The organism is Thiomicrorhabdus chilensis DSM 12352 (assembly GCF_000483485.1).
Taxonomy (GTDB): domain Bacteria; phylum Pseudomonadota; class Gammaproteobacteria; order Thiomicrospirales; family Thiomicrospiraceae; genus Thiomicrorhabdus; species Thiomicrorhabdus chilensis.
Window position 1 is genome coordinate 2,334,639 of sequence record NZ_KI519609.1, and the last position, 21,960, is coordinate 2,356,598.

At 49.2% G+C, this 21,960-nt stretch carries 24 protein-coding genes; 16 read left to right on the forward strand and 8 right to left on the reverse strand.

Translation table 11 applies throughout. The features are described from left to right. Positions 1-187: 187 nt before the first annotated feature. The 5 genes from metH (at position 188) to B076_RS0111095 (ending at position 6,089) form a co-directional block, all read left to right on the forward strand. Positions 188-3,898, forward strand: coding sequence for a methionine synthase (gene metH, locus B076_RS0111075; protein ID WP_028487376.1), 3,711 nt, complete (start codon positions 188-190; stop codon positions 3,896-3,898). A 240-nt stretch (positions 3,899-4,138) separates the two neighbouring features. After that, positions 4,139-4,480, forward strand: a complete 342-nt coding sequence (locus B076_RS0111080; RefSeq protein ID WP_028487377.1) for a hypothetical protein — start codon at positions 4,139-4,141, stop codon at positions 4,478-4,480. Positions 4,481-4,559: 79 nt separating this feature from the next. Next, positions 4,560-4,946, forward strand: a complete 387-nt coding sequence (locus B076_RS0111085; protein WP_028487378.1) for a DUF6680 family protein — start codon at positions 4,560-4,562, stop codon at positions 4,944-4,946. 104 nt (positions 4,947-5,050) lie between these two features. Next, positions 5,051-5,635, forward strand: a complete 585-nt coding sequence (locus B076_RS0111090; protein WP_028487379.1) for a hypothetical protein — start codon at positions 5,051-5,053, stop codon at positions 5,633-5,635. A gap of 103 nt (positions 5,636-5,738) precedes the next feature. Then, positions 5,739-6,089, forward strand: coding sequence for a carboxymuconolactone decarboxylase family protein (locus tag B076_RS0111095; RefSeq protein ID WP_051347321.1), 351 nt, complete (start codon positions 5,739-5,741; stop codon positions 6,087-6,089). Positions 6,090-6,105: 16 nt separating this feature from the next. On the opposite strand, the gene B076_RS0111100 is transcribed toward B076_RS0111095, so the two are convergent. Beyond that, a complete protein-coding gene (locus B076_RS0111100; protein WP_028487381.1) occupies positions 6,106-6,651 on the reverse strand; it encodes a YaeQ family protein in 546 nt (181 codons plus the stop codon). A 242-nt stretch (positions 6,652-6,893) separates the two neighbouring features. Between B076_RS0111100 and B076_RS0111105 the strand changes: the two genes are divergently transcribed. From B076_RS0111105 to B076_RS0111155, 11 genes are all read left to right on the forward strand, one after another. Further along, positions 6,894-7,190 (forward strand): hypothetical protein, encoded by a 297-nt coding sequence (locus tag B076_RS0111105; RefSeq protein ID WP_028487382.1) that lies wholly within the window; start codon positions 6,894-6,896, stop codon positions 7,188-7,190. 40 nt (positions 7,191-7,230) lie between these two features. Beyond that, complete coding sequence (locus B076_RS0111110; RefSeq protein ID WP_028487383.1) at positions 7,231-7,770, forward strand: GNAT family N-acetyltransferase; 540 nt, start codon at positions 7,231-7,233, stop codon at positions 7,768-7,770. 61 nt (positions 7,771-7,831) lie between these two features. Beyond that, positions 7,832-8,920 carry an acyl-CoA dehydrogenase family protein gene (locus B076_RS0111115; protein ID WP_028487384.1) on the forward strand — a complete coding sequence of 363 codons (1,089 nt, stop codon included), beginning with the start codon at positions 7,832-7,834 and terminating at the stop codon, positions 8,918-8,920. A gap of 206 nt (positions 8,921-9,126) precedes the next feature. Then, positions 9,127-9,615: a YeeE/YedE family protein gene (locus tag B076_RS0111120; RefSeq protein WP_028487385.1), complete on the forward strand. Its 489-nt coding sequence runs from the start codon at positions 9,127-9,129 to the stop codon at positions 9,613-9,615. A gap of 30 nt (positions 9,616-9,645) precedes the next feature. Beyond that, positions 9,646-10,149: a YeeE/YedE thiosulfate transporter family protein gene (locus B076_RS12815; protein WP_051347322.1), complete on the forward strand. Its 504-nt coding sequence runs from the start codon at positions 9,646-9,648 to the stop codon at positions 10,147-10,149. 256 nt (positions 10,150-10,405) lie between these two features. Continuing rightward, on the forward strand, positions 10,406-12,226 hold the full coding sequence (typA, locus tag B076_RS0111130) for a translational GTPase TypA (RefSeq protein WP_028487386.1): 1,821 nt from the start codon (positions 10,406-10,408) through the stop codon (positions 12,224-12,226). 120 nt (positions 12,227-12,346) lie between these two features. After that, positions 12,347-13,312: a prolyl aminopeptidase gene (gene pip / locus B076_RS0111135; RefSeq protein ID WP_028487387.1), complete on the forward strand. Its 966-nt coding sequence runs from the start codon at positions 12,347-12,349 to the stop codon at positions 13,310-13,312. Continuing rightward, positions 13,309-13,746, forward strand: coding sequence for a D-aminoacyl-tRNA deacylase (gene dtd, locus B076_RS0111140; protein ID WP_028487388.1), 438 nt, complete (start codon positions 13,309-13,311; stop codon positions 13,744-13,746). Before pip ends, dtd begins: the two co-directional genes overlap by 4 nt. Positions 13,747-13,781: 35 nt before the next feature. Beyond that, the gene (locus B076_RS0111145; protein ID WP_028487389.1) at positions 13,782-14,141 is read left to right on the forward strand and encodes an Hpt domain-containing protein; all 360 of its coding nucleotides are present in this window, start codon (positions 13,782-13,784) and stop codon (positions 14,139-14,141) included. Between the two features lie 51 nt (positions 14,142-14,192). After that, the gene (locus tag B076_RS0111150) at positions 14,193-14,795 is read left to right on the forward strand and encodes a hypothetical protein (RefSeq protein WP_028487390.1); all 603 of its coding nucleotides are present in this window, start codon (positions 14,193-14,195) and stop codon (positions 14,793-14,795) included. Next, positions 14,792-15,454, forward strand: a complete 663-nt coding sequence (locus tag B076_RS0111155; RefSeq protein WP_028487391.1) for a hypothetical protein — start codon at positions 14,792-14,794, stop codon at positions 15,452-15,454. Before B076_RS0111150 ends, B076_RS0111155 begins: the two co-directional genes overlap by 4 nt. Positions 15,455-15,581: 127 nt before the next feature. Here B076_RS0111155 and ccoS read toward each other — a convergent pair whose 3' ends face one another. From ccoS to B076_RS13315, 7 genes are all read right to left on the reverse strand, one after another. Beyond that, a complete protein-coding gene (ccoS, locus tag B076_RS13375) occupies positions 15,582-15,857 on the reverse strand; it encodes a cbb3-type cytochrome oxidase assembly protein CcoS (RefSeq protein WP_051347323.1) in 276 nt (91 codons plus the stop codon). Next, the gene (locus tag B076_RS0111165; protein ID WP_028487392.1) at positions 15,857-18,340 is read right to left on the reverse strand and encodes a heavy metal translocating P-type ATPase; all 2,484 of its coding nucleotides are present in this window, start codon (positions 18,338-18,340) and stop codon (positions 15,857-15,859) included. The genes ccoS and B076_RS0111165 overlap by 1 nt, the downstream gene beginning before the upstream one ends. A 3-nt stretch (positions 18,341-18,343) precedes the next feature. Continuing rightward, positions 18,344-18,865, reverse strand: coding sequence for a FixH family protein (locus B076_RS13220; RefSeq protein WP_028487393.1), 522 nt, complete (start codon positions 18,863-18,865; stop codon positions 18,344-18,346). A 109-nt stretch (positions 18,866-18,974) separates the two neighbouring features. Beyond that, complete coding sequence (gene ccoG, locus B076_RS0111175; RefSeq protein ID WP_028487394.1) at positions 18,975-20,444, reverse strand: cytochrome c oxidase accessory protein CcoG; 1,470 nt, start codon at positions 20,442-20,444, stop codon at positions 18,975-18,977. A gap of 144 nt (positions 20,445-20,588) precedes the next feature. Continuing rightward, the gene (locus B076_RS13340) at positions 20,589-20,729 is read right to left on the reverse strand and encodes a hypothetical protein (protein ID WP_169721417.1); all 141 of its coding nucleotides are present in this window, start codon (positions 20,727-20,729) and stop codon (positions 20,589-20,591) included. Between the two features lie 116 nt (positions 20,730-20,845). Then, a complete protein-coding gene (ccoP, locus tag B076_RS0111185; protein ID WP_028487395.1) occupies positions 20,846-21,754 on the reverse strand; it encodes a cytochrome-c oxidase, cbb3-type subunit III in 909 nt (302 codons plus the stop codon). Between the two features lie 20 nt (positions 21,755-21,774). Continuing rightward, entirely contained in the window at positions 21,775-21,957 is a 183-nt protein-coding gene (locus tag B076_RS13315) for a cbb3-type cytochrome c oxidase subunit 3 (RefSeq protein ID WP_157753559.1), read from the reverse strand. Positions 21,958-21,960: the final 3 nt, after the last annotated feature.

Consider the following 21,960-nt stretch of genomic DNA (forward strand, 5'->3'; position numbering starts at 1 on the left):
TGAACAAGCAAGACCTTAACAATCCAGTCAGACCATCCGCTGATGGCTCATTTTTATGGACAGCCCTGCACATAACCTTGAATCTCTAGGGTTTAATGCCGTTGATATTCGTTTCTCAAATTAGTGATTGGCCTGCAAATCGGTTAAAATACGCCGATTAAATTTTACGCCATCTACGGAAATCCCAATGAGTCCAAAAACACAACGCCTAGAACAGCTTAAATCCCTTCTGCAAGAACGCATTATGGTGCTGGACGGTGCCATGGGTACCATGATTCAGGACAAGAACCTGAGCGAAGAGGATTTCCGTGGCGAACGTTTTGCCGACTACCACATGGACATCAAGGGCAATAACGACATTCTGGTGATCACCCAGCCTGACATCATCCGCGACATCCACCTGGATTTCCTGCGTAACGGTGTCGACATTCTGGAAACCAACTCCTTTAACGCCACCACCATCGCCCAAGCCGATTACGACATGCAGGAATATGTCAGCGAAATCAACCTGGCGGCCGCCAAGGTGGCACGTGAAGCCTGCGACATCGCGCAAGCCGAAGACGGCAAACCGCGATTTGTCACCGGGGTCCTGGGACCAACCAACCGCACGGCGTCGATCTCGCCGGACGTCAACGATCCGGGCTACCGCAACACCTCCTTCGACGAACTGGTGACCGCCTACAAGCAGGCCACCCATGCGCTGCTGGAAGGCGGTGTGGACGCGATTCTGATTGAAACCATTTTCGATACCCTGAATGCCAAAGCCGCGATTTTCGCGGTCAAAGAAGTGGAAGACGAAGTCGGTTACGAAGTGCCGATTATGTTGAGCGGTACCATCACCGACGCCTCCGGGCGCACTTTGTCCGGTCAAACCACCGAAGCCTTCTACAACGCCGTCGCGCATGCCGAACCGCTGTCCGTGGGGCTTAACTGCGCCTTGGGGCCGGAAGAGCTGCGCCCTTATGTGGAAGAATTGAGCCGCGTTTGCGAGACCTTTGTATCCGTTCACCCCAATGCCGGCCTGCCTAACGAATTCGGTGAATACGACGAAAGTCCCGAACAGATGGCCAAGGAAATCAAAATCTGGGCGGAACGCGGCTGGATCAACATCATCGGCGGCTGCTGCGGCACCACACCGGATCATGTCAAAGCCATGGCCGAGGCCGCACAAGCGTTCCCGCGCCGCGAAATCCCGCAAGTCAAACCGGCTTGCCGCCTGTCGGGTCTGGAGCCTTTGAACATCGACGAAAGCTCGCTGTTCGTCAACGTCGGTGAGCGTAACAACGTCACCGGTTCGGCCAAATTCAAGCGTCTGATCATTGAAGAAAACTACGACGAAGCCATCGAGATCGCGGTCAAGCAGGTGGAAGACGGCGCGCAGATCATCGACGTCAATATGGACGAAGGCATGCTGGACGCCAAAGCCTGCATGGTTCGATTCCTCAACCTGCTGGCCTCCGAACCGGAAGCCTCGCGCGTACCGATTATGATCGACTCCTCAAAATGGGAAGTCATCGAAGCCGGTTTGAAATGCATCCAGGGTAAAGGGGTGGTCAACTCCATCTCCCTGAAAGAGGGCGAAGAGGCCTTTATCCAGCACGCCAAACTAGTCAAGAAATACGGTGCCGCCGCCATCATCATGGCGTTTGACGAAGACGGTCAGGCCGACACCCTGGAACGTAAAATCGAAATCTGTGAACGCTCCTACCGTGTGCTGGTCGATAAAGTCGGTTTCTTGCCGCAGGACATTATTTTCGACCCCAACATTTTCGCGGTGGCCACCGGCATCGAAGAACACAACAACTACGGTCTGGATTTCATCAATGCGGTCACCTGGATCAAGGCCAACCTGCCGCACGCCAAAATTTCCGGTGGGGTCTCCAACGTCTCCTTCTCGTTCCGCGGCAACAACCCGGTGCGTGAGGCGATCCATTCGGTGTTCCTGTATTACGCCATCAAAGAAGGCATGGACATGGGGATCGTCAACGCCGGACAAATGGCGATTTACGACGACCTGCCGGAAAAACTGCGTTTGGCGGTCGAAGACGTCATTATGAACACCGATCCGGAAGCGGGTGAACGCCTGCTGGAAGTGGCCGAAGAGTTCCGTGGAGACGGCACCGCCACCAGCAAGGTGGCCGACACCGCCTGGCGTGAAGCCGAGGTGGAAAAACGTCTGGAACACGCTTTGGTGAAAGGCATCACCGACTACATCGAAGCCGATACCGAAGAGGCCTATCAAAAATCCGGCTCCGCCCTGCAAGTCATCGAAGGCTCGCTGATGGACGGCATGAACGTGGTCGGCGACCTGTTCGGTTCCGGAAAGATGTTCCTGCCGCAGGTGGTCAAGTCCGCCCGCGTCATGAAACGTGCGGTCGCCTACTTGGATCCTTACCTGCTGGCGCAAAAAGCCGAAGGCCAAGCCAACGGTAAAATCGTCATGGCCACGGTCAAAGGCGACGTGCACGACATCGGCAAAAACATCGTCGGCGTGGTGCTGCAATGTAACAATTTCGAGGTCATCGACCTCGGCGTGATGGTGCCGGCCGAAAAGATTCTGGACACCGCGGTCGAACAAGGCGCCAATGTCATCGGGCTTTCCGGTCTGATCACCCCCTCTCTGGAAGAGATGGTCAACGTCGCAAAACTGATGAAAGAGCGCAATATGGATCTGCCGCTGCTGATCGGCGGTGCCACCACCTCCAAAGCGCACACGGCGGTCAAGATCGAACCGCAATACGACCATCCGGTGGTGTACGTCAAAGACGCCTCGCGTGCCGTGGGCGTTGCGCAAAGCCTGATCTCCAACGACCTTAAAGTCGATTATGCCGCCAAAATCCGCGCCGAATACGAACAGGTGCGTGAAGAGCGTAAGGCGCGTGCCGCTCAGGTCAAACGCATTCCAATAAACAAGGCGCGTGAAAACCCCGCGCTAAATGAACAGGCCTGGTCGGATTACATGCCGGTCAAACCGACATTCCTCGGCAGCAAAGTGCTCAACGACTTCCCGCTGGAAAAACTGGTGGAACGTTTCGACTGGTCGCCGTTTTTCCAGTCTTGGGAACTGCACGGTTTGTACCCGCGCATTCTGGACGACAAGGTCGTCGGTGAAGAAGCCCGCAAGGTGTTTGCCGACGCCAAAGAAATGTTGCAACAGATTGTGGACGAGAAATGGCTGACCGCCAAAGCGGTCTACGGATTCTACCCGGCCAACCGCGTGGGCGACGACATTGAAGTCTATGCCGACGAATCGCGCACTCAGGTGATTCATAAATTCCACCACCTGCGCCAGCAGGCGGAAAAGAAACGTGGCGGCGCCAACAACTGCCTGTCGGACTTCATCGCCAGTAAAGACAGCGGCGTGGCCGACTACATCGGTTTCTTTGCGGTCACCGCGGGCATCGGCATCGACGAACACATCGAACGTTTTGAAAAAGAACATGACGACTACCGTTCGATCATGCTCAAAGCCCTGGCCGACCGTTTTGCCGAAGCCTTTGCCGAAACCCTGCACGAGATCGTGCGTAAAGAAGACTGGGGCTACGCGCCGGACGAACAGCTGGAAAACGAAGACCTGATTCGCGAACGCTATCAGGGCATCCGCCCCGCCGCCGGTTACCCGGCCTGTCCGGATCACACCGAAAAAGGCATCCTTTGGGAACTGCTCAAACCGGATCAGGAAATCGGTCTGGAAATCACCGAAAGCTTCGCCATGACCCCAACCGCCGCGGTTTCCGGCACCTACTTCGCGCACCCGGATAGCCGTTACTTCGGTGTCGGTTCTCTGGGGCGCGATCAGGTCGAAGACTACGCCCGCCGCAAAGGCTGGAGCATCGAAAAAGCCGAACAATGGCTGGCGCCGAATCTGGGTTACGACCCGGAAGATTTTGCGCAGTAATAAAAAAGGGCGATTTATTCGCCTTTTTTAATGCTCTGAACTTAATTAAAACAACCCACCCTCTCACTCCCCTGAAACCGATTACGTACTTATTCTAGTAAACAAGGTTTTATTAAGGTAGTATTTGATAAGAACATTTTTGGCTCGTGGCAATCATGCGGGAAAATGACTTAAAGATGTCTTTAATACTGAATAACAAGGCATTAATGCCTCATACTAAATGTTAGAGTCATAAGGCAAATGGATTACTTAGCAGAACATAAAAATATTCTTGAGCAAGCAGTTCAAAATAAGCTCCCGAAACAAATTGACTCAAAAAGTGAAGTATCAGTAGACATAGTTCGAGACCTTATTGAAGATGGCTATCTCAAAGCAGTTGATGTTAGTTCATTCAGCGGTATAGGTTATTTAGAACCAAGAATAACAATTTTGGGGCGAGAATATTTAAACCAGCTAAATGAACGAGCATTTAATTCCTCTACAGTTGGAAAGCTACATAAAGTAAGTATTAGGCTTCTAGATTGGGCAGGAGGTATCTTGGCTGGTATTCTTATTGCAATCATCGTAGCAAAACTAATATGAACTCTAACAATTCACTCAACCCGACCGCGCTAATGCGCGGCTGGTTAGCTTAAACGTTATGTGTGTGAATGAGGTGACAATGGAAGTTCCGATTTGGATAACAGTAATATCATCACTGGCCTCTGGGCTCATTACGTTTGCCATTTCAACATGGTTTTACGTTCGTCATGAGAATAGAAAGCAAAAAATCGAAGTGTTTAGAAAACTCATGGGCAACCGTCACGGGCTAATTGAGAATCCTGACCCAGATGTAAAAAGACAATTTTTTGTGGCGCTAAATGAAGCATTTGTTGTGTTTGGTAAATCTAGAGATGTCTTAACAGCAGTCATGAATTTCAAAACATACCCTAATAGAGCAAGTGATAATTTTACGTTATTGTCTCGTGCAATATGTACTGAGCTAAAAATACCTGATTCAACAATTAAGGATGAATTCTTTAATGAACCATTTGTGCCTAAATACTGAAGCCACACATAACCAGCGGCTCAAGAACGACGCGCAAAAGTCGCGCGCGTCTTAGCCGAGTCGTTAAAGGTTTCAAGTCAATAAACCAATGAAATTAGGGAACTATGGATCAGTTCGATCGAGTTAAAGATTACATCAGCGTGCGCCTAGAACTTTGGGTTGCCTACCACAACCACAAAGAGAATATGGCCAACGCGGGTTTCTTAGTGCAGATCAGCCTTTTTGGTGCGGTGATTACTAAAAACATTTGGCCGCCAGAGTGGGTCGCAAAGCTTATAGAGTTACCAGAATTAGCGACATTTCTGGTTTATGGGCTTTTGTGGTTTCTTATTCACTATTACACCAGATGGCAACTAATAAATAAGCGTGTTTCCGCATTCTATGTGGCGGGGTTTGATCAAGCCTTTCAAGAGCTGGTGACCAGCGATCCTCAGAATCTTGACATGAAGCCTTATCAGAAAGAAGAATTAGCGACCAGTAAATGGCGTAATGTCTTAGCGCGAATCATTTATGTTCCAAAAGGGTTCGTGCGAATGGATGCGTCCTTTGTAGGTCTGCCCAATTTTTTGGCCGAAAAAGTGAAAAAGAAATTCGATGAAGGTAGTGGGGCAGACAGCTTAGAAATTTTGGTGACTTATACAAGCATAGCGCTTCTATTCCTTGTTGGAGTCAAGGTCTTTTTTGGTTAGCTTTTTAAGTTCTGGATTCACTTTAACAAGCTGCACAGCCGCTTAGTTTAAACGTTATAGACAGGCAACACCTGACAGCTAAAACAACATTAAGAGCAAGGCAATGAATGATTCCATACTGAATTACGAAGACAAAATGTGGCAATTGTTTGATTCCACCAAAACGGAAATGCCGGATTTGGCGGAAGCCTATTACGGTTCTGTGATTGATGCGGTTTACCGGGATGGCGCCATGGACCTCAAAACCAAAAGGTTGATGTCCTTAGCGGTGGCGATTCAAGCGGGATGCAAAGACTGCATGATATCTCAAACCTCTAGGGCTTTGGAACTTGGCGCGACGACAGAGGAAATATTCGAAACCTGTTCTGTGGCCGTAAGCATGGGCGGAACCCTTGCGTGGAGCAAAGCGCTTGTGGTTGCAGACTATTTGAGAGAGAAAGAATTAATCAAATAGGCCGTAACACCACTTTTTAAACATCATGCTTTTGTTGTAAAGTCTCCCAACTGACTTCGCATTCCCCTTTCGCGGTGGCGAGATAGGCGGAATTGCCGCTGATGGTGACGGAAAAATCCATGGTGCGTTCGAGCATTTTGGCGAAGCTTTGTACGTTTGCCCAATCAAAGCGGTACACATCGACATCGAGTCGTTCAAATTGCGCCGCGTTCTGCTCCCACCAAACATCGGATTTGGTATTGAAACTATAAACTTTGACCTGTTGGGCTTTGCGGGTGGCTTTCTTGATGCGCTCCGGTTCGGGTTCACCCACATCAATCCACAAGGCAAGTTGATCGTCGAGGGTTCTGACACTGATGGCGGGATCATCCGCCTCGCTTAAACCTGCGCCGAAGCTCAAAAACTCTTGGGCGTTCAGGCAATAGCCCAGCAAGCGCACCATCATCCGTTCTTCGTTTTCGGAGGGATGTTTGGCAAGGGTTAAATTGAGTGCATCGAAATAGGCGCGGTCCAAATCGGAAAGCGAAATTTTGAATTTATAGACGGTTGGTTTGAGTGCCACAACAAGCCCTTTAAGGTTACCTTGCCCGAACAGCCGGACAGGCGCACATCATGCCACAAAATGCGTGGGGGGAACCGAAGATCGTCACAATTAATTCGTTAGGTTTAAACAAAACGAACAGGCCTGTTCAAAACATTTGTGACCCGGCATTGCGGTCAATAAATTCATTAACAAATTCATGATAGCGATTCTTTGACTATTCCTATTCGACTTAGTCGCAACAAATGGGTACACTTTGAGCTATGAAAGAATTCCTACGCAAACTCGCCTCCCCTATCCTCACTCCCTTGGAAAACTCCGAAGGCTATTATGAATACCGTCCATCGAACCGCAAGGTGCTGAAGATCATGGGCTTTATGTTTATCTCGCTTGGTTTTGTCGGGGCGTATTTTTCCCTTTTGGCCAATTTGATGGCGGGCTTTTTTCCGGTATTCATTTTCGCAAGCATCGGCCTGTTGAGTCTGGTGGTGGCCTATTTAGGCAGTGACAAGGCGGTGGCCAAATTGTGGCGCAACCGTAACGAAACTTTGGATCAATAATGCCAGTGATGATGCAATCACAAAAGCCACTCCCAACACCATGAAAATCAGCCGTTTCACCCCAAGCCAAATTGCCGAAATCCAATCTTTATTCACTTCAACCTTCAGCGATTCGGAAGGACCGGCCGAGGGCGAATCCATCGGCCAATTGGCTTTAGAAATGTTAAACACAACCGATTCAGCCGATTTACAGTGTTTTATCGCCAGTGAAGAGAAGCGCATCATCGCCAGCATTATTTTTTCCAGACTTTCTTTTGCAGAATCCGACATCCAAGCCTTTTTATTGGCGCCGGTTGCCGTCTTGACCGCTTATCAGAAACAAGGCATCGGCCAGACTATAATCCAGTTTGGCCTGCAGCAGTTGAGAAAACAAGATGTGGAACTGGCGGTAACTTACGGTGATCCGGGCTATTATTCAAAAGTCGGTTTTGAGCCGGTCAGCACACAACAGGTTCCGGCGCCGATGGCGCTTTCCATGCCACAAGGTTGGCTGGCACAATCGCTCACCGGCGCAAAAATACCGACCATCTCCGGAAAATCAAAGTGCGTGCCCGCCATCGCCAAACCCGAATATTGGTAATTCACCGCCAGCAAAGCATCCTATAACTTTACCTTTAATCATTAACTGCATTTTTTACAGCATGACAAAACACTCAGCACCTCAATCCTTATTGGACAGCGTTACAACCATCCTGCCGATCATTGAACAAAACGCGCAGAAATCCGAACAGCTTGGACATTTAACGGACGAGGTTCTGGACGCTTTGTTTGAGCAGCGTCTGTTTCGCCTGTTTATTCCGCAAGAATACAACGGTGAAGCCACCGATTTACCCACCGCATTGAAGGTGTTTGAACGGGTGGCGTCAGCGGATGGGGCCACCGGCTGGCTGGTGATGATTGGCGCCGGAGGCGGATTGTTTTCCGGTTTTTTGCAGGAAGACGCCGCACGGCAAATCTTTTCTCCGGAACGCGCGGTGATTGCCGGATCGGGCATGCCTTCGGGTATTGCCAGCAGCACCAAGAAGGGCTTTGAGGTTAGCGGACGCTGGGCCTATGCCAGCGGCGCCTATCATGCCAGTTGGTTTACCGCCAACTGCAAAGTTGATGGCGACGACAATGAGATTACCGCAATCGCCGTGCCTGCAGAACAAGTGACCATTCATGACACCTGGTCGGTGTTCGGCATGCAAGCCACCGGCAGTCATGACTTCAGCCTGGATTCGTTTTCGGTGGCGCCCGCCTATACCCTCTCCCTTTTCGATGAACCGCTATTGGACGAGCCTATTTTCCGCTGCCCGCTGGAAACTCTGGCCAGTCTCTCTTTTGCCAGCGTGGCAATCGGCATTGCACAGCACGCCTTGAACGAGTTCAACGACTTTGCGCAACACAAGCGCCCAGCGGGTTCCTCGCACACCCTTGCCGAAACCTCGGAGATTCAGCGGCTCTGCGATCAAAACGAACACCTGATTTCCAACGCACGTGATTCGCTGTACGGCCTGGCGCAACAGGTTTGGGTTACCGCCGAAGCCGGTGAGGTTCCATGTGAAAACCTGCTGAATCAAGTCCAGCAAATGGGCATTGAAAATGTGCAGGCCTGTCTAAAGGCGGTGGATCAGCTCAAAGCCCATGCAGGCATGCGTGCGGTGTTCACCGATTCGGCATTGGGTCGTGCCTGGCGAGATCTGCATGTTCTTAGCCAGCATGTCATTGTGACACCCAAAATAAATTAATGGGATCGGAACGCGTTTAATTCAAAAAATCCACGCAGAAAATCCAAGCCCGCCCCTTTTAAAAGACCCTTGTCCTACGCTGAATCTATGTATTTACCCGTAATATAAACAGGTTTTATACGCCATAAAAAAATACCTGTTTTAAGCCAAGACCAAAACCAAGCAAAATACCCATAACTATAAAAAATATTTATCAGGAAACACTTATGGAAGTTGTTGTTTGGATCGGATGGATCGGGGGCTTGGCCATCGGTCTGTTTGTGATCTTGCACTTTTGGTTAATGGGCAAACCGGCGGGCTGTTCGACCGGTTATGGCAATGTCTGCGGTTTGCTCAGCAAAAAACTGACCTACTACCGTCAAGGCGAATACAGCAACCCAAACAATACCAAACTTTGGTTTCTGATCGGCATTCCGCTCGGCGGCCTGCTGAGCGCGCTGGGTTCACCTGACACCTGGCATCTGAGTTTTGACATGGGCATGTATGAAGCCGTTTTGCCGCAATCCAATGCGGCCAAAGCGCTGTGGTTGATTTTTGGCGGCATGCTATTGGGATTTGGTGCTCGCTTGGCGGGTGCCTGCACCACCGGGCATGCACTGGTGGGTGGAGCCATGATGAACCCGCCCAGCCTGTTGGCGGGCGCGGTATTTTTCATGAGCGCCATGCTGACCACCCAACTGCTTTTTAATTTCTAAACAAAACACCGGTTTTTAAAGGATTTAACCATGCACCGCTTTCCGATTTTCAAAAGCGCCAAACTGTTTTTAATCTCATTCGGTTTTGTGTATCGCGCCAATTTTCTCGCCTTGTTGATGGGCGTGATGTTCGGCTTTCTGATGAGCCATGCCGGCGCGACCACTTATGACTATCACGCCAAAATGTTTCTGATGATCGATTTTCAATTAATGGAAGTCATTGCCACCGCCGTGGTGGTCTCGATGATTGGGGTATTCTTGTTGAAGAAGTTCCATGTGCATGCGATCAGTACCGGCGACGAAGTCGACTTTGTGAAAAAACCCTACCAAAAAGGTCTGGTGACCGGCGCCTTTCTGTTCGGTATCGGCTGGGCGATGACCGCTTCTTGCCCGGGAACGGTTCCGGCGATGATCGGGGAAGGCAAAATCGGGGCGGTGTTTGTGTTGATTGGTTTGCTGTTAGGCACGATGGCGTTTGGAGTCTTGCAGACCTTCATCGCCCACAACGGACAGGTAAGCGACACCTTAAAATAGGCTTAAAACACATTTCACGCTTTTGGACAGGCCTGCTCATTTTAAAAAAAGCAGGCTGAAAACACGCTACTTTCAAGGCAAAGTCAACCCAATCATAATAAATTCATTTATTTAAGCTATAAATTCCTTTAAATTTCATTATAATACCTCTTTTTCAAATTCTTAGGGCTAACCTATTGTTTTGCATTGTTTTACATGCCCTGTCAGACAATTCAGCAGCAATCACGCCTAAGCTAGTATAGAGAGCGCCAGCTTCATGACCACAGAACATATTCGTAACATTGCAATCATTGCTCACGTTGACCACGGTAAAACCACCCTGGTTGACCAGCTGCTTAGACAATCCGGAACATTGGATGAGCGTAAAGACACCGGTGAACGTGTCATGGACTCCAACGATCTTGAAAAAGAACGTGGGATTACCATCCTGTCTAAAAACACGGCTGTTAAGTGGAATGACTACCGCATCAACATCGTAGACACTCCGGGCCACGCCGACTTTGGTGGAGAAGTGGAACGTATTCTGTCGATGGTGGATTCGGTATTGCTTTTGGTGGATGCCGTTGAAGGCCCGATGCCGCAGACCCGTTTTGTAACCGAAAAAGCATTGCAGCAAGGGCTTAAGCCAATTGTTGTTATCAACAAAATCGACCGTCCAGGTGCCCGTCCTGACTGGGTACTGGATCAGACTTTCGATTTGTTTGACCGCTTGGGTGCAGACGACGAGCAGATGGATTTTGATGTTTTATATGCGTCGGGTCTAAACGGTTTTGCCGGTTTTGAAGATACCGTTCGCGAAGGCGACATGCAGCCAGTATTCCAGACCATTGTTGATAAGGTCTCTCCTCCGGATGTGGATATTGGCGGTCCTTTCCAGGTTCAGTGTATCTCTTTGGATTACGACACCTATAAAGGGGTGATCGGTACCGGACGTATCAAACGCGGTTCTTGTCAGGTGGGCATGGCGGTCTCCATCGTAGATGCAAAAGGCAATATTCGCAAAGGTAAAATGGGCGAGATCTTCGGTTACCATGGCTTGGAGCGTATGAACGTTGATGAAGCGCACGCCGGTGACATCATCGCGTTTGCAGGTTTTGATCCACTGAACATCTCTGAAACGATTTGTGACCCTAACCACCCGGAAGCCCTGCCTGCCTTGACCATTGATGAGCCGACTGTGAGCATGACATTCCAGGTCAACGACTCGCCGTTTGTGGGCAAGGAAGGTAAATTGTTAACCTCTCGCCAGATTCGTGAGCGTTTGGACAAAGAGTTGCTGACCAACGTGGCGTTGCGCGTTGAAGACACCGAAGATGCGAACAAATTCCGTGTCTCCGGCCGTGGTGAACTTCACCTTTCCGTATTGATCGAAACCATGCGTCGTGAAGGATTCGAGATGGGAATTTCACGTCCGGAAGTTATCTTCAAGGAAGTGGACGGCGAAATTCAGGAACCTTATGAGAACCTGACCGTTGACGTACCGGAAGAATCTCAAGGTTCGATCATGGAAAAACTGGGCATGCGTAAAGCCGAGATGGTTGACATGGTTCCGGACGGACACGGTCGTGTGCGTATCGATTTCGTGATCCCGTCGCGTGGTTTGATCGGCTTCCGTACCGAATTCATGACCGCGACCCAGGGTAACGGTTTGATCTTCTCGAGCTTCTCGCACTACGGTCCAAAATTCTCGGGCACCCTGGGTGAGCGTAACAACGGTGTATTGATCTCAATCGGTCAAGGTAAAGCGTTGGCATTCGGTCTATTCGGTCTTCAGGATCGTGGTCGTTTATACATCGGCCATGGTGATGAAGTGTACGAAGGTATGATCATTGGTCTTCATAGCCGTGCTAACGACTTGACCGTGAACCCATTGAAAGGGAAACAGCTGACCAACATGCGTGCATCTGGTACGGATGAAGCCTTGACCTTGACGCCACCGATTCGTTTCTCGCTTGAACAGGCGTTGGAATTCATCGATGACGATGAATTGGTTGAAGTCACCCCTGAAAGCGTGCGTATCCGTAAGAAGTTGCTGACTGAAAACGAACGTAAGCAAGCGTCACGTAGCAAAAAATAATGCTTTGTTAAAGTGACCATAAAGAACCGGCTTTTATGCCGGTTTTTTTATACCCAAAATTCGTCAGGTTCGGTAAACTGTAATCATTTTATAACACTCAAAACAGGCAGACACGGCGCAATGATGCAACACGATGCTCTCTACCCACCAACAGAACCCTACGCCCAGCACAGCTTGCAGGTGGACCATCAACACAGCCTGCATGTTGAAGAGTGCGGCAATCCCGACGGAGTGCCGATTTTGTTCCTGCACGGTGGACCGGGTGGAGGTTACGCTGCAGCGCATCGTCAGTTCTTCAACCCCAACGAATACCGCATTGTGCTGTTCGACCAGCGCGGTTGCGGCAAGTCGCGCCCGCATGCCTGCCTGACCAACAACACCACCGCACACCTGATTGAAGACATCGAGAAAATCCGCCGCCACCTGAACATTGATAAATGGGCTTTGTTTGGCGGCTCATGGGGCTCCACCTTGGCTTTGCTCTATGCACAAAGCTACCCTGAAAGGGTTCTGGGTTTGATTCTGAGGGGTATCTTTCTGTGCCGACAGCAGGACGTTGAGTGGTTTTATCATCAGGGCGCCGACCGTTTCTATCCGGACTACTGGCAAGACTTCATTGCGCCCGTTGCCGAAAACAAACGTGACAACCTGCTGGAAGCCTATCATCAATTGCTCACCAGTGAGGACGAGGTAGCACGAATGCGTGCCGCAGAGGCCTGGTCGGTCTGGGAAGGACGCACCTCCACGCTGAAAGCCGACCCTGATTTGGTGAACCACTTTGGCGACCCTTTTCACGCTTTGGCGATGGCACGTATCGAATGCCACTATTTTCAGCACCATGCTTTCATTGAGGACAACCAGATCATTAAGGATGCACACATCATCCAACACTTGCCGATTACGATCGTGCAAGGCCGTTATGACATGGTGTGCCCAATCAACCAAGCGATGGAACTGGCGCAATCCCTGCCCGATGCACAGTTGAATATTTGCGACCACGCTGGCCATTCGGCCTATGAGCCGGAGATAATCCAAGCACTGGTGGACGCTACGGACAACTTGCTCACCATACTAAACCCCTTATGATCTGCCTGCTCCAAAGAGTCACCCAGGGCAAGGTTGAGGTCAAGCAAAACACCATCGGTCAAATCTCAACAGGCCTGGTGGTTTTGTGCGGTTTTCAACCCCAAGACGACCGCCAAAGCCTTAGCAAGATGGCTCACAAACTGCTACACTACCGACTGTTTGCCGACGCTCAGGGCAAAATGAACCTGAATGTTCAGCAGGTAAATGGCGGCCTGCTACTGGTGCCGCAATTCACCCTGGCGGCAGACACCAAAAGCGGCTTGCGCCCGAGTTTTTCAAGCTGCGCGCCACCGGAGACCGCTCAAGCCTTGTTCAATCAATTTGTCGATGAGATTGCTCAGGCCTACCAAACACCGCAAACCGGAGAGTTTGGTGCGGACATGCAAGTGTCTTTGACCAACGACGGCCCGGTCACATTTTGGCTTGAAGTGTAACTCAGCCAAGCAAATTCATCAGGAAACCGATTGCTATGACAGAGCCTTCACAAAATGAGCTCATTGAACAACGTCTGAATGAACTTTACGAAATCATCGGCGACAAATTAATCGCCACCCTCGCACTCTATATCGAAAACAGCGGCATCAACCTGTCTAACTTAGAAAAAGCCTTTGAGGCACAGAATTTGCAGCAATTGGCGGACATCAGCCACCAGATGAAAGGCAGCTCAGCCAACCTGGGCGCACAAAACTTCTCAAAACTGTGCGGCCAGCTTGAGGTTTTGAGCAGACAGACAAGCGATTTTAATGAAATCGACAAGATTCTTTCAATGATTCGAGTCCAAAATTCAGCGATAATAGAGGTTTTGACAAAATACCTAACCTCCATTTAATTCAACCCGTTTTACCCGTGGAGTAAAACCTTTCAAACACGAGAAACCGTTATGCATTATCAGGTTACAGAAGACGAGAAAAGACGCGCCAAAGTACCGCATCATATTTTCAACATCAATATCATCATCACCCATTTGTTCGCCTCTATGATCATATTGGAAATCGGCGATACACTTGAACTGCTATTGATCCCTGTTATTTCCAGCCTGGTCATTGCGTACCTCTATTTCCGACGCAACAAAGCCATTACCGAAGAGAGCTGGTTTGTGGCTTCACACTGGTTCATGGCTTGGCGCCGTGGCCGCATTTTGCTGATCAGCTATGCCGTTGCCATCGCCATGGTCGCGATTTACGCCTTGATTGACGCGGTTTTTCCGGGTGGTTTTTCCATGAACGACTTCTCGACCGAAGGTGGGCAAACCAACCTGGGCGAAATCATCACCATTCGTTTTGCTGCCCTGGTTATTTTTGTGGCGGTTCTGATTACCTTTATGCAGACCGGGATTGCCGTATACGATGCAGGGAACGGCATCTCCAACCCGGCAATTGAAAAATTTCTGCCACGCGATGCATCCGCCAATGCCGAGCTCGGCAACGGTTCGGATGAGGCTAAAAAACCTCAAACCGCCAAAAGAGAACACACAAAGACATGAGCCAAGCCGCCAAAAAATCTAAAGAAATCCCGCCATTCCTGATTGTTCTGATTGGTGCCTTTGCCCTCTACGCGGTTTTTTTATTGCTGCAGCCGGAGCGTGACCAGGTGGCGGAAGATCGCCTGCCATGGAACGCCCACTTTGATTCACAAGGCCAGTTGCATGCGTTGGGTTTGACACTTCATCAAACCACTCTGCGTGAGGCGATGAATATTTACGGCAAGGATGTTGAGATTCGCCTGTTTACCGACAACGACGGCAGCAATAAATCTGCCGAGGCCTACTTTCCGGTGATCTACATCGGCTCCATCAAGGCCGCTATTGCGGTTCAGTTGGAGGTTCCCAAAGACGAACTGGAAACGGTCTACAATAGAGGCGCAAAAATCAGCCCGACCGGCTCCGGAGCCAAGGAAGTCAAACTCTCTTCTCAGGACAACCTCGACTTTCTGGACAAGACCATTGCCAGCGTGACGTTGATTCCAAGGAAAGATTTGAGTGAACGCGCCATTGATTTGCGATTTGGTGCGCCGGACTTCAAACAGCGACAGTCCGACAAACTTGACCACTGGTTCTTCAAACGAATGGGGCTGGAGATGATTATTGACCCGGAAGGCCCGGAAGCGTTGCAATATAGTCAAGTGAGCGACCGTCCAGAATAGGATTAATCGACTTCACCAATAAAAAAGCCCCGGTCACCATAACGTGATTCGGGGCTTTTTGATTAAGGGCGGTAATGTGCAAAACGGACAGGCCTGCCTGTTTTGGCAGAAGTCTTTTTCTGGAAACCTAAGGCTTCGTATTAGCGGAATCCTGAGTGCTTTCTTTTTCCGCTTCCGTATCAGAAGCTTGGTTTTCTTCCGGCTTATTCTGGCCGTTTGAGCTTTCTGAAGTTTGACGGCCAGCAGGCTGGGTCTCTTCCGGGTATTCATCGTCCATAAAAATGCGGTTGGCGGCGCCATCCAGATCATCGAAATGCCCGGTCTTGGCCATCCAGATAAACACCACCACCACGAGAAATCCGAAAAACAGCATCATTGGAATCAAGCCATAAATCACATCCATCAGTCTTTCTCTCCTTGTCTCGCCGCGATTGCTTTGGGGCTGAAGAAACGACGAATTCTAGCCGCATTGCCGATCACCACCAGACTGCTCAAAGGCATGGTAATCGCTGCGATGAGCGGTGTTAATGCTCCCCCCATCGCCAAAGGCACCATAATGATATTATAGGCAATGGAACTGGCGATATTCTGCTTAATGGTTCTCAGTGTACGGGCTGATAACTCGACCGCGGTATCCACTGCTGAAATGTCATTGTTGATCAATACTATATCCGCACTTTCCATGGAGACATCGGTACCGGAACCCAGGGCGATGCCGACATTGGCACGAACCAGCGCCGGCGCATCGTTGACACCATCCCCGACCATGGCAACCTGTTGACCCTGTGATTGCAACTCGCGGATCACGTTGTTTTTATCTTCCGGCAGCACTTCGGCGATCACCTCCATGCCACCCAACTTAGCGGCGACACGTTCTGCCACCACCGTTTGGTCACCGCTTAAGAGCGTGACTTTTTTGCCTTTTGCTTTGAGACGCTCAATTAAACGCTGTGCTTCTGCTCGTATTTCGTCTTCCAAAAACAGAACGCCTTGCACTTCTTGCCCTTTAGCAACCCAAACGGCTGTCTGAGCCAACTGAGCATGCTTTAAAGCCAATTCTTTTAGATGCTGCGGTAAATCAATGCCTAACTCCTGAAACCACTTGGCGGTGCCCACTCGTATTTCATCAGAGGAAATCAGCCCATACACGCCCTTTCCGGGATGGGTTTTGAATTCATCGACCTTAAGCCAGTCCTGAGTACTCAATTGGTATTGGGATTTGATCGATTCCGTCAGTGCGGTCGCCAAACTGTGTTCCGACTGATGTTCCAGTGAGGCCACCGACTGCATCACTGCCTTTTCATCGAGGCCGGATACCAGCTCAAAATCCATCAGTTTCATTTGACCCTTGGTCAGGGTGCCGGTCTTATCGAAGACAAAGTGCTCGATGCCATTCAAGGTTTCCAATACGGCACCATTCTTGACCAGAATGCCATGGCGCGCGGAGATGCCGGAGGCCACTGCGATGGCCATGGGCGTCGCCAGTCCAAATGCACATGGACAGGTAATGATCAGAACGGCGGTACCTGTCATAATGGCAAACTCAATACCTGCGTTGAAGAACCAGTAAGTGAAACTGAATACCGCCAACGTGATGGTAACGGTCACAAACCAAGGCATGATTTTGTCCGCCGTACACTGAATAGGCGCTTTGGAGCCTTGTGCTTCTTCTACCATATGTACAATACGACCGAGACGTGTATCCTGCAGAATAGACTTCACCTCTACGGTCAAGGTGCCATCAACATTCAACGTCCCGGCGGACACTTGGGCGCCGACCGACTTACTTATCTCTCGCGATTCTCCACTGAGCATGGATTCGTTGACCATGCTCTGTCCTTCCACGATGATACCGTCAACCGGGAACTTGTCCCCAGGCTTGACCAGGATTTGAGTGCCGGGAAGCAGGGTACGCACCGGCACCACTTCCACTTCGCCAGCCGTGACTTTTCGGGCCACACGCGGCTGAAGATCCATAAGACGCCTTGAGGCATCCACCGCCTTGTTTTTGGATATGGCCTCAAGGTAACGTCCAATCAGCAATAAGAATATAAAGTCGATCAAAGTGTCGAAATACACATCCCCGACGTTTTCCGGATGCATCGTGACCCAGCAGGAATAAGCATAGGTGGTCAGCATGCCCAAACTGATGGAAACATCCATGCCTACGGATTTTGATCTCAAGGAAGTCCAGGCACCTTTAAAAAAAGGCTTACCGGAATAGGCTAAGGTGACGGTCGCGATGACAAACTGCAGCCAGTGAAAATAATTCCGGTACTCCTGATCTTCCGCTGCACCGCTGTAGAGTGCTACGGAAAACCACATCACATTCATCATCGCAAAACCGGCAAACCCTAAACGGTAAAGCAGGTCACGATTGGCCTTACGGTAAGCCGCCTCACTGGCGGAAGGATCATAAGGGGTTGCATCATAGCCGATGCTGTTGAGTTTCTTGATGATCTCGGAGAGTTTGATCTGGTTGTTGTCCCAGCGAATCTTGATCTGTTTATTAGTGAAGTTGACGGAAGCCAGCAAAATCCCATCCATCTTCGCCATGGTGTGCTCAATCAGCCACACGCAGGCTGCACAATGGATCGCTTCTGACATCAAGGTGATTTCACGGCGATCGCCCAAGTCGGACACATATTGTGACTGTACCTCATCGTAATCAAAAAAACCGGCGTCTTTATTGGGCGGTGGCGGTGGCGACAATAACTCACCGTCCGGAGTCCGCTGATAAAAACTTTGCATGCCGGCTTCGTATATGACTTCACAAACCGAAGCACAGCCATGACAGCAGAATGCGCGCTCTTCTCCTTGAATCGGTTTGAGTATAAGATCACCTTGCGGTATCGCCTGACCGCAATGAAAACAGTGTTGTGTCATTCTTTACTCAGGATCCTGTACCATGATTGAACGGCCGATATTGTATCGTTCGCCGTCTTTCTGGACTTCGATCATCAAGTCCCACTTACCTTTCAAGGGCAAGGTAAATTCGGCTTGATACTGACCAGGCAGGCCTGTTGAATTCAGAGCCAATTCACCGTCAAGATTTTTGTCCGAAGGTCTATAAAAATAGAGCATGGCAGAATCGACATTCATGGATTGATTTTCTTTGTCCAGCACATTCAGGGTGACGGTGGAAGGTTTTGCTTCGCTTAGAATCGGTAAATCGACATTTAGCTGCCAACCCAATTGCTCCATGCGCTTACGGTTTGCCAGTACGGCATCCATGTTTTTGCCTTTTTCGTAGAAGTCATCAACGACCAAGCCTGGATTGGTGACGATGGCCATGCTCACCATGAAAAAATTGACGCCTAATACAATCGTCAAAATCACAAACCAGGCAATGATGAACGGGTTTTTCCAGACGTTGCTCCAGTCGCGCTTGTCTTCTACGGGGTGTGACATTTATTTTTCTCCTGAAAATAAAAAAGCCCTTAAAAAAAGGGCTTTCATTATAACGCAAGAAACGCTAATTAATTAATACAACCTGACTATAGAATGACTGATAACCCCATTAGCGAGGACGCGGACCGATAAAGGTCGCCTCATACTCTTCGACGATGGCCGGATTGTTCAAATCTGTCACAGTGATGACAATCGGTGTATTCACGTCTTCAAGTTGCTTCCTGGGCATGCGAACGAATAGCGTGGTTGAACCGACATTACCTGGCTGAATGTCGATTACTTTGTCAACATTATAGGCTAAACTTTCAGGCCCCTTGACGGTAATCTCGGCTGCCATCGGCATATTGCCTTTGTTGACGACTTTCATGGTCCATTTATTTTGGATGTTGCCATCACTCATTTGCACAAATAAAGGAGCACGTTCATGCAAAGCTTTGACATCCATTGGCGACATGGTCATGAGGCCCCAAACAATCATCGCGGCCGAAAACAACATAATGGATGAGTAAACGACAACTCGCGGACGTTTCCAGATAGCGGGCAACTGCTTACCGCCAAATTCGGCCAACGAGGCGTAACGGATCAATCCTTTTGGTTTCTTGATTTTTTCCATGACTGAATCGCATGCATCAATACACAAACCACAGGTGATGCAACCAAACTGCTGGCCATAACGGATATCGACGCCGGTCGGACAGACAGCCACACATAAATTACAGTCGATACAATCACCAAGTTCCGGTGCTTCTTCACCGGGCTTGGTTCGCTTCATACGACCACGCGGCTCACCGCGTTCCTTATCATAGGTCGGCACCACCGTTTCGGTGTCATACATGGCACCTTGAATACGTGCATAAGGGCAGAAGCCGATACAGACCTGCTCTCGCAGAATACCTGCAAAGAAATAGGTGGCAATACCCAGAATCAAAACCGTAGTCGTTTCCGTTGCACCCCATTCAAAGGCGAACAATCTCGACCATAAATCAAAGGCATCCACAAAATAAGCCACAAAACTGAACGATGTTGCAAAACCGATGAGAAGCCAGATCAGATGCTTTGGCACCTTAACTTTTAGCTTTTCCAAACTCATGGGAGCTTGTTCAAGTTTAATTCGCTTATTTGGCTGCCCTTCAAACTTCTCTTCGATCCATGTAAAGACATCAGTCCAAACGGTATGGAAACAGAAGTAGCCACACCATAAACGACCGGCAATTGCGGTGGATGCGGCGAGCAACAATGCGAAGAACAAGAGTATCATGGCTAGAATCCAGATATCCTGAGGAAGAATCGTCAATCCGAAGATATGGAATTGTCGATTAGGCAGATCGAACAAAATTGCCTGGTGACCATCCCAGCGTAGATAGGGACCAATAAACAAGATGATCCAAAAGGATGCGATCCACCATTTAAACTTACGGAACATCCCAGGAATACGTTTTGCATGCACGGTTCCGCCTGTATGAACCGGTAATAACTCGACCCCAATGTTTTGGAGGTTCTTATTACTGGTGTCCATCTCATCCAATACCGATGCTGGCTGTGAATGGTCTTGATGCCCTGATTTGTTATCTTCTGACATTTGCAATCCTTGCAGTAGGTGATTGTGTTGCTGCTATTCTATTAAAGAACTCAGGGGATGCCTAAGTTATTATTTTTATTCATACTTATAAACAAAAATAGGCCTGTGATTAACAGACCTATTTTTGTTTATAAGCAGGTTAAATTACTCTTTATCCTGCTCATCCTTTTCCAAACCTTCGATTCCACGCGTCGCTTTCCAGGCAAAGCCTACTAAAGCCACAATACTCAGAACCAACGCTCCGATGGACATCCATAGAACAAAATCACTATTTAAATCATTCATAATACCGCTCCTGATTTCTTGATATGAATCAAGTTTAAGTCACCATAGTAAAAAGGGAGAACCTTACGCTCTCCCTTTTTATTTATTATCAATCGATTGATTTACCTCAATCCAGCTTACTGTCCGCCACCAAGGGCATGGACATAAACTGTTAGTCGCTTGATGTTCACATCGGCATTTGGCAAACGCTCTTTGAACGACGGCATGACAGCTTGCTTAGTGCCCGCAATGTACTGACCATCTTTCTTAACGTTCACACCATTGGTGATCACATTGATCACTTCAGCACGATCTGAACTGAAACGCCAAACCTGATCAGTCAGGTTAGCCGCACCCGCAGGAGCCAATGGCTTACCGGCAGGACCGTGACACGCCATACACATTCCTTTGGTATAGACGGCCTTACCAGCAGCATAAGCCGCATCATCGCCTTTACCTTCTGACAATGCAATCACGTAGTCTGCGACATCGCTGATTTCCTGTTCGTTCAGATTACCCATCATCCCTTTTGCAGGCATGTTACCGATGCGCCCATTGACCAATGAGGCTTCGATTTGAGCAGGTTTACCACCCCATAGCCAATCATCATCGGCCAATACAGGGAAGTTTGGATTACCTTGACCACCGGCACCGTGACAGGCTGCACAGTAATCACCAAACAAAACCTTAGAGGTTGCGACCGCATAAGAACGCAGGTCATCATCCTTGATAATTTCGTCCACAGACAAGGCAGCCAACTTCTCTTCCTTATCCGCAAACTTGGCTTTACGCCAATCTTTCAGGACGGCATAGTCATCATGGTACTCTTCAACCTGAGTCCATTCAGCCATCCCTTTGGTGAACTCACCGGTTCCATCGGTTAATGGAATCGTTGGGTAATACAGGCTGTAGAATACGATCATAATAAAACCTGCGTAGAAAGATAACATCCACCATAGTGGCGGCGGGTTATCCAATTCACGAAGATCCTCATCCCAGATATGACCAGTATTCCCCTCATCCGGCCATGGATTATGTTGTGCCATAGTTATTCTCCTCAGAATAATTAGTCATCTTTCAGTATTTTATATTTTTCTTCTTCCAACTCTTTACGTTTGCTGGGACGCAAGGTCAGCCAAAACGTAATCAGCATTCCAAAGAAAACCAATACTGTGATGATTAATCCAGCCCAGTCCTGGCCAGTCATTGATGACCAGTCTGTGCTGAAATATTGTTCAAGATTACTCACCGG

Excerpts from the sequence above, each read along its gene's own strand:
- B076_RS12815 (WP_051347322.1), top strand. The coding sequence starts at position 9,646 with ATGCACCGCTTTCCGATTTTCAAAAGCGCCAAACTGTTTTTAATCTCA.
- ccoS (WP_051347323.1), bottom strand. The coding sequence starts at position 15,857 with ATGGATGTGATTTATGGCTTGATTCCAATGATGCTGTTTTTCGGATTT.
- B076_RS13220 (WP_028487393.1), bottom strand. The coding sequence starts at position 18,865 with ATGTCACACCCCGTAGAAGACAAGCGCGACTGGAGCAACGTCTGGAAA.
- B076_RS0111105 (WP_028487382.1), top strand. The coding sequence starts at position 6,894 with ATGAAAGAATTCCTACGCAAACTCGCCTCCCCTATCCTCACTCCCTTG.
- B076_RS0111090 (WP_028487379.1), top strand. The coding sequence starts at position 5,051 with ATGGATCAGTTCGATCGAGTTAAAGATTACATCAGCGTGCGCCTAGAA.
- B076_RS0111080 (WP_028487377.1), top strand. The coding sequence starts at position 4,139 with ATGGATTACTTAGCAGAACATAAAAATATTCTTGAGCAAGCAGTTCAA.
- B076_RS0111085 (WP_028487378.1), top strand. The coding sequence starts at position 4,560 with ATGGAAGTTCCGATTTGGATAACAGTAATATCATCACTGGCCTCTGGG.
- B076_RS0111165 (WP_028487392.1), bottom strand. The coding sequence starts at position 18,340 with ATGACACAACACTGTTTTCATTGCGGTCAGGCGATACCGCAAGGTGAT.
- dtd (WP_028487388.1), top strand. The coding sequence starts at position 13,309 with ATGATCTGCCTGCTCCAAAGAGTCACCCAGGGCAAGGTTGAGGTCAAG.
- typA (WP_028487386.1), top strand. The coding sequence starts at position 10,406 with ATGACCACAGAACATATTCGTAACATTGCAATCATTGCTCACGTTGAC.
- metH (WP_028487376.1), top strand. The coding sequence starts at position 188 with ATGAGTCCAAAAACACAACGCCTAGAACAGCTTAAATCCCTTCTGCAA.
- B076_RS0111145 (WP_028487389.1), top strand. The coding sequence starts at position 13,782 with ATGACAGAGCCTTCACAAAATGAGCTCATTGAACAACGTCTGAATGAA.
- ccoP (WP_028487395.1), bottom strand. The coding sequence starts at position 21,754 with ATGGCACAACATAATCCATGGCCGGATGAGGGGAATACTGGTCATATC.
- pip (WP_028487387.1), top strand. The coding sequence starts at position 12,347 with ATGATGCAACACGATGCTCTCTACCCACCAACAGAACCCTACGCCCAG.
- B076_RS0111120 (WP_028487385.1), top strand. The coding sequence starts at position 9,127 with ATGGAAGTTGTTGTTTGGATCGGATGGATCGGGGGCTTGGCCATCGGT.
- B076_RS0111110 (WP_028487383.1), top strand. The coding sequence starts at position 7,231 with ATGAAAATCAGCCGTTTCACCCCAAGCCAAATTGCCGAAATCCAATCT.
- ccoG (WP_028487394.1), bottom strand. The coding sequence starts at position 20,444 with ATGTCAGAAGATAACAAATCAGGGCATCAAGACCATTCACAGCCAGCA.
- B076_RS0111115 (WP_028487384.1), top strand. The coding sequence starts at position 7,832 with ATGACAAAACACTCAGCACCTCAATCCTTATTGGACAGCGTTACAACC.
- B076_RS0111155 (WP_028487391.1), top strand. The coding sequence starts at position 14,792 with ATGAGCCAAGCCGCCAAAAAATCTAAAGAAATCCCGCCATTCCTGATT.
- B076_RS0111095 (WP_051347321.1), top strand. The coding sequence starts at position 5,739 with ATGAATGATTCCATACTGAATTACGAAGACAAAATGTGGCAATTGTTT.
- B076_RS0111150 (WP_028487390.1), top strand. The coding sequence starts at position 14,193 with ATGCATTATCAGGTTACAGAAGACGAGAAAAGACGCGCCAAAGTACCG.
- B076_RS13340 (WP_169721417.1), bottom strand. The coding sequence starts at position 20,729 with ATGAATGATTTAAATAGTGATTTTGTTCTATGGATGTCCATCGGAGCG.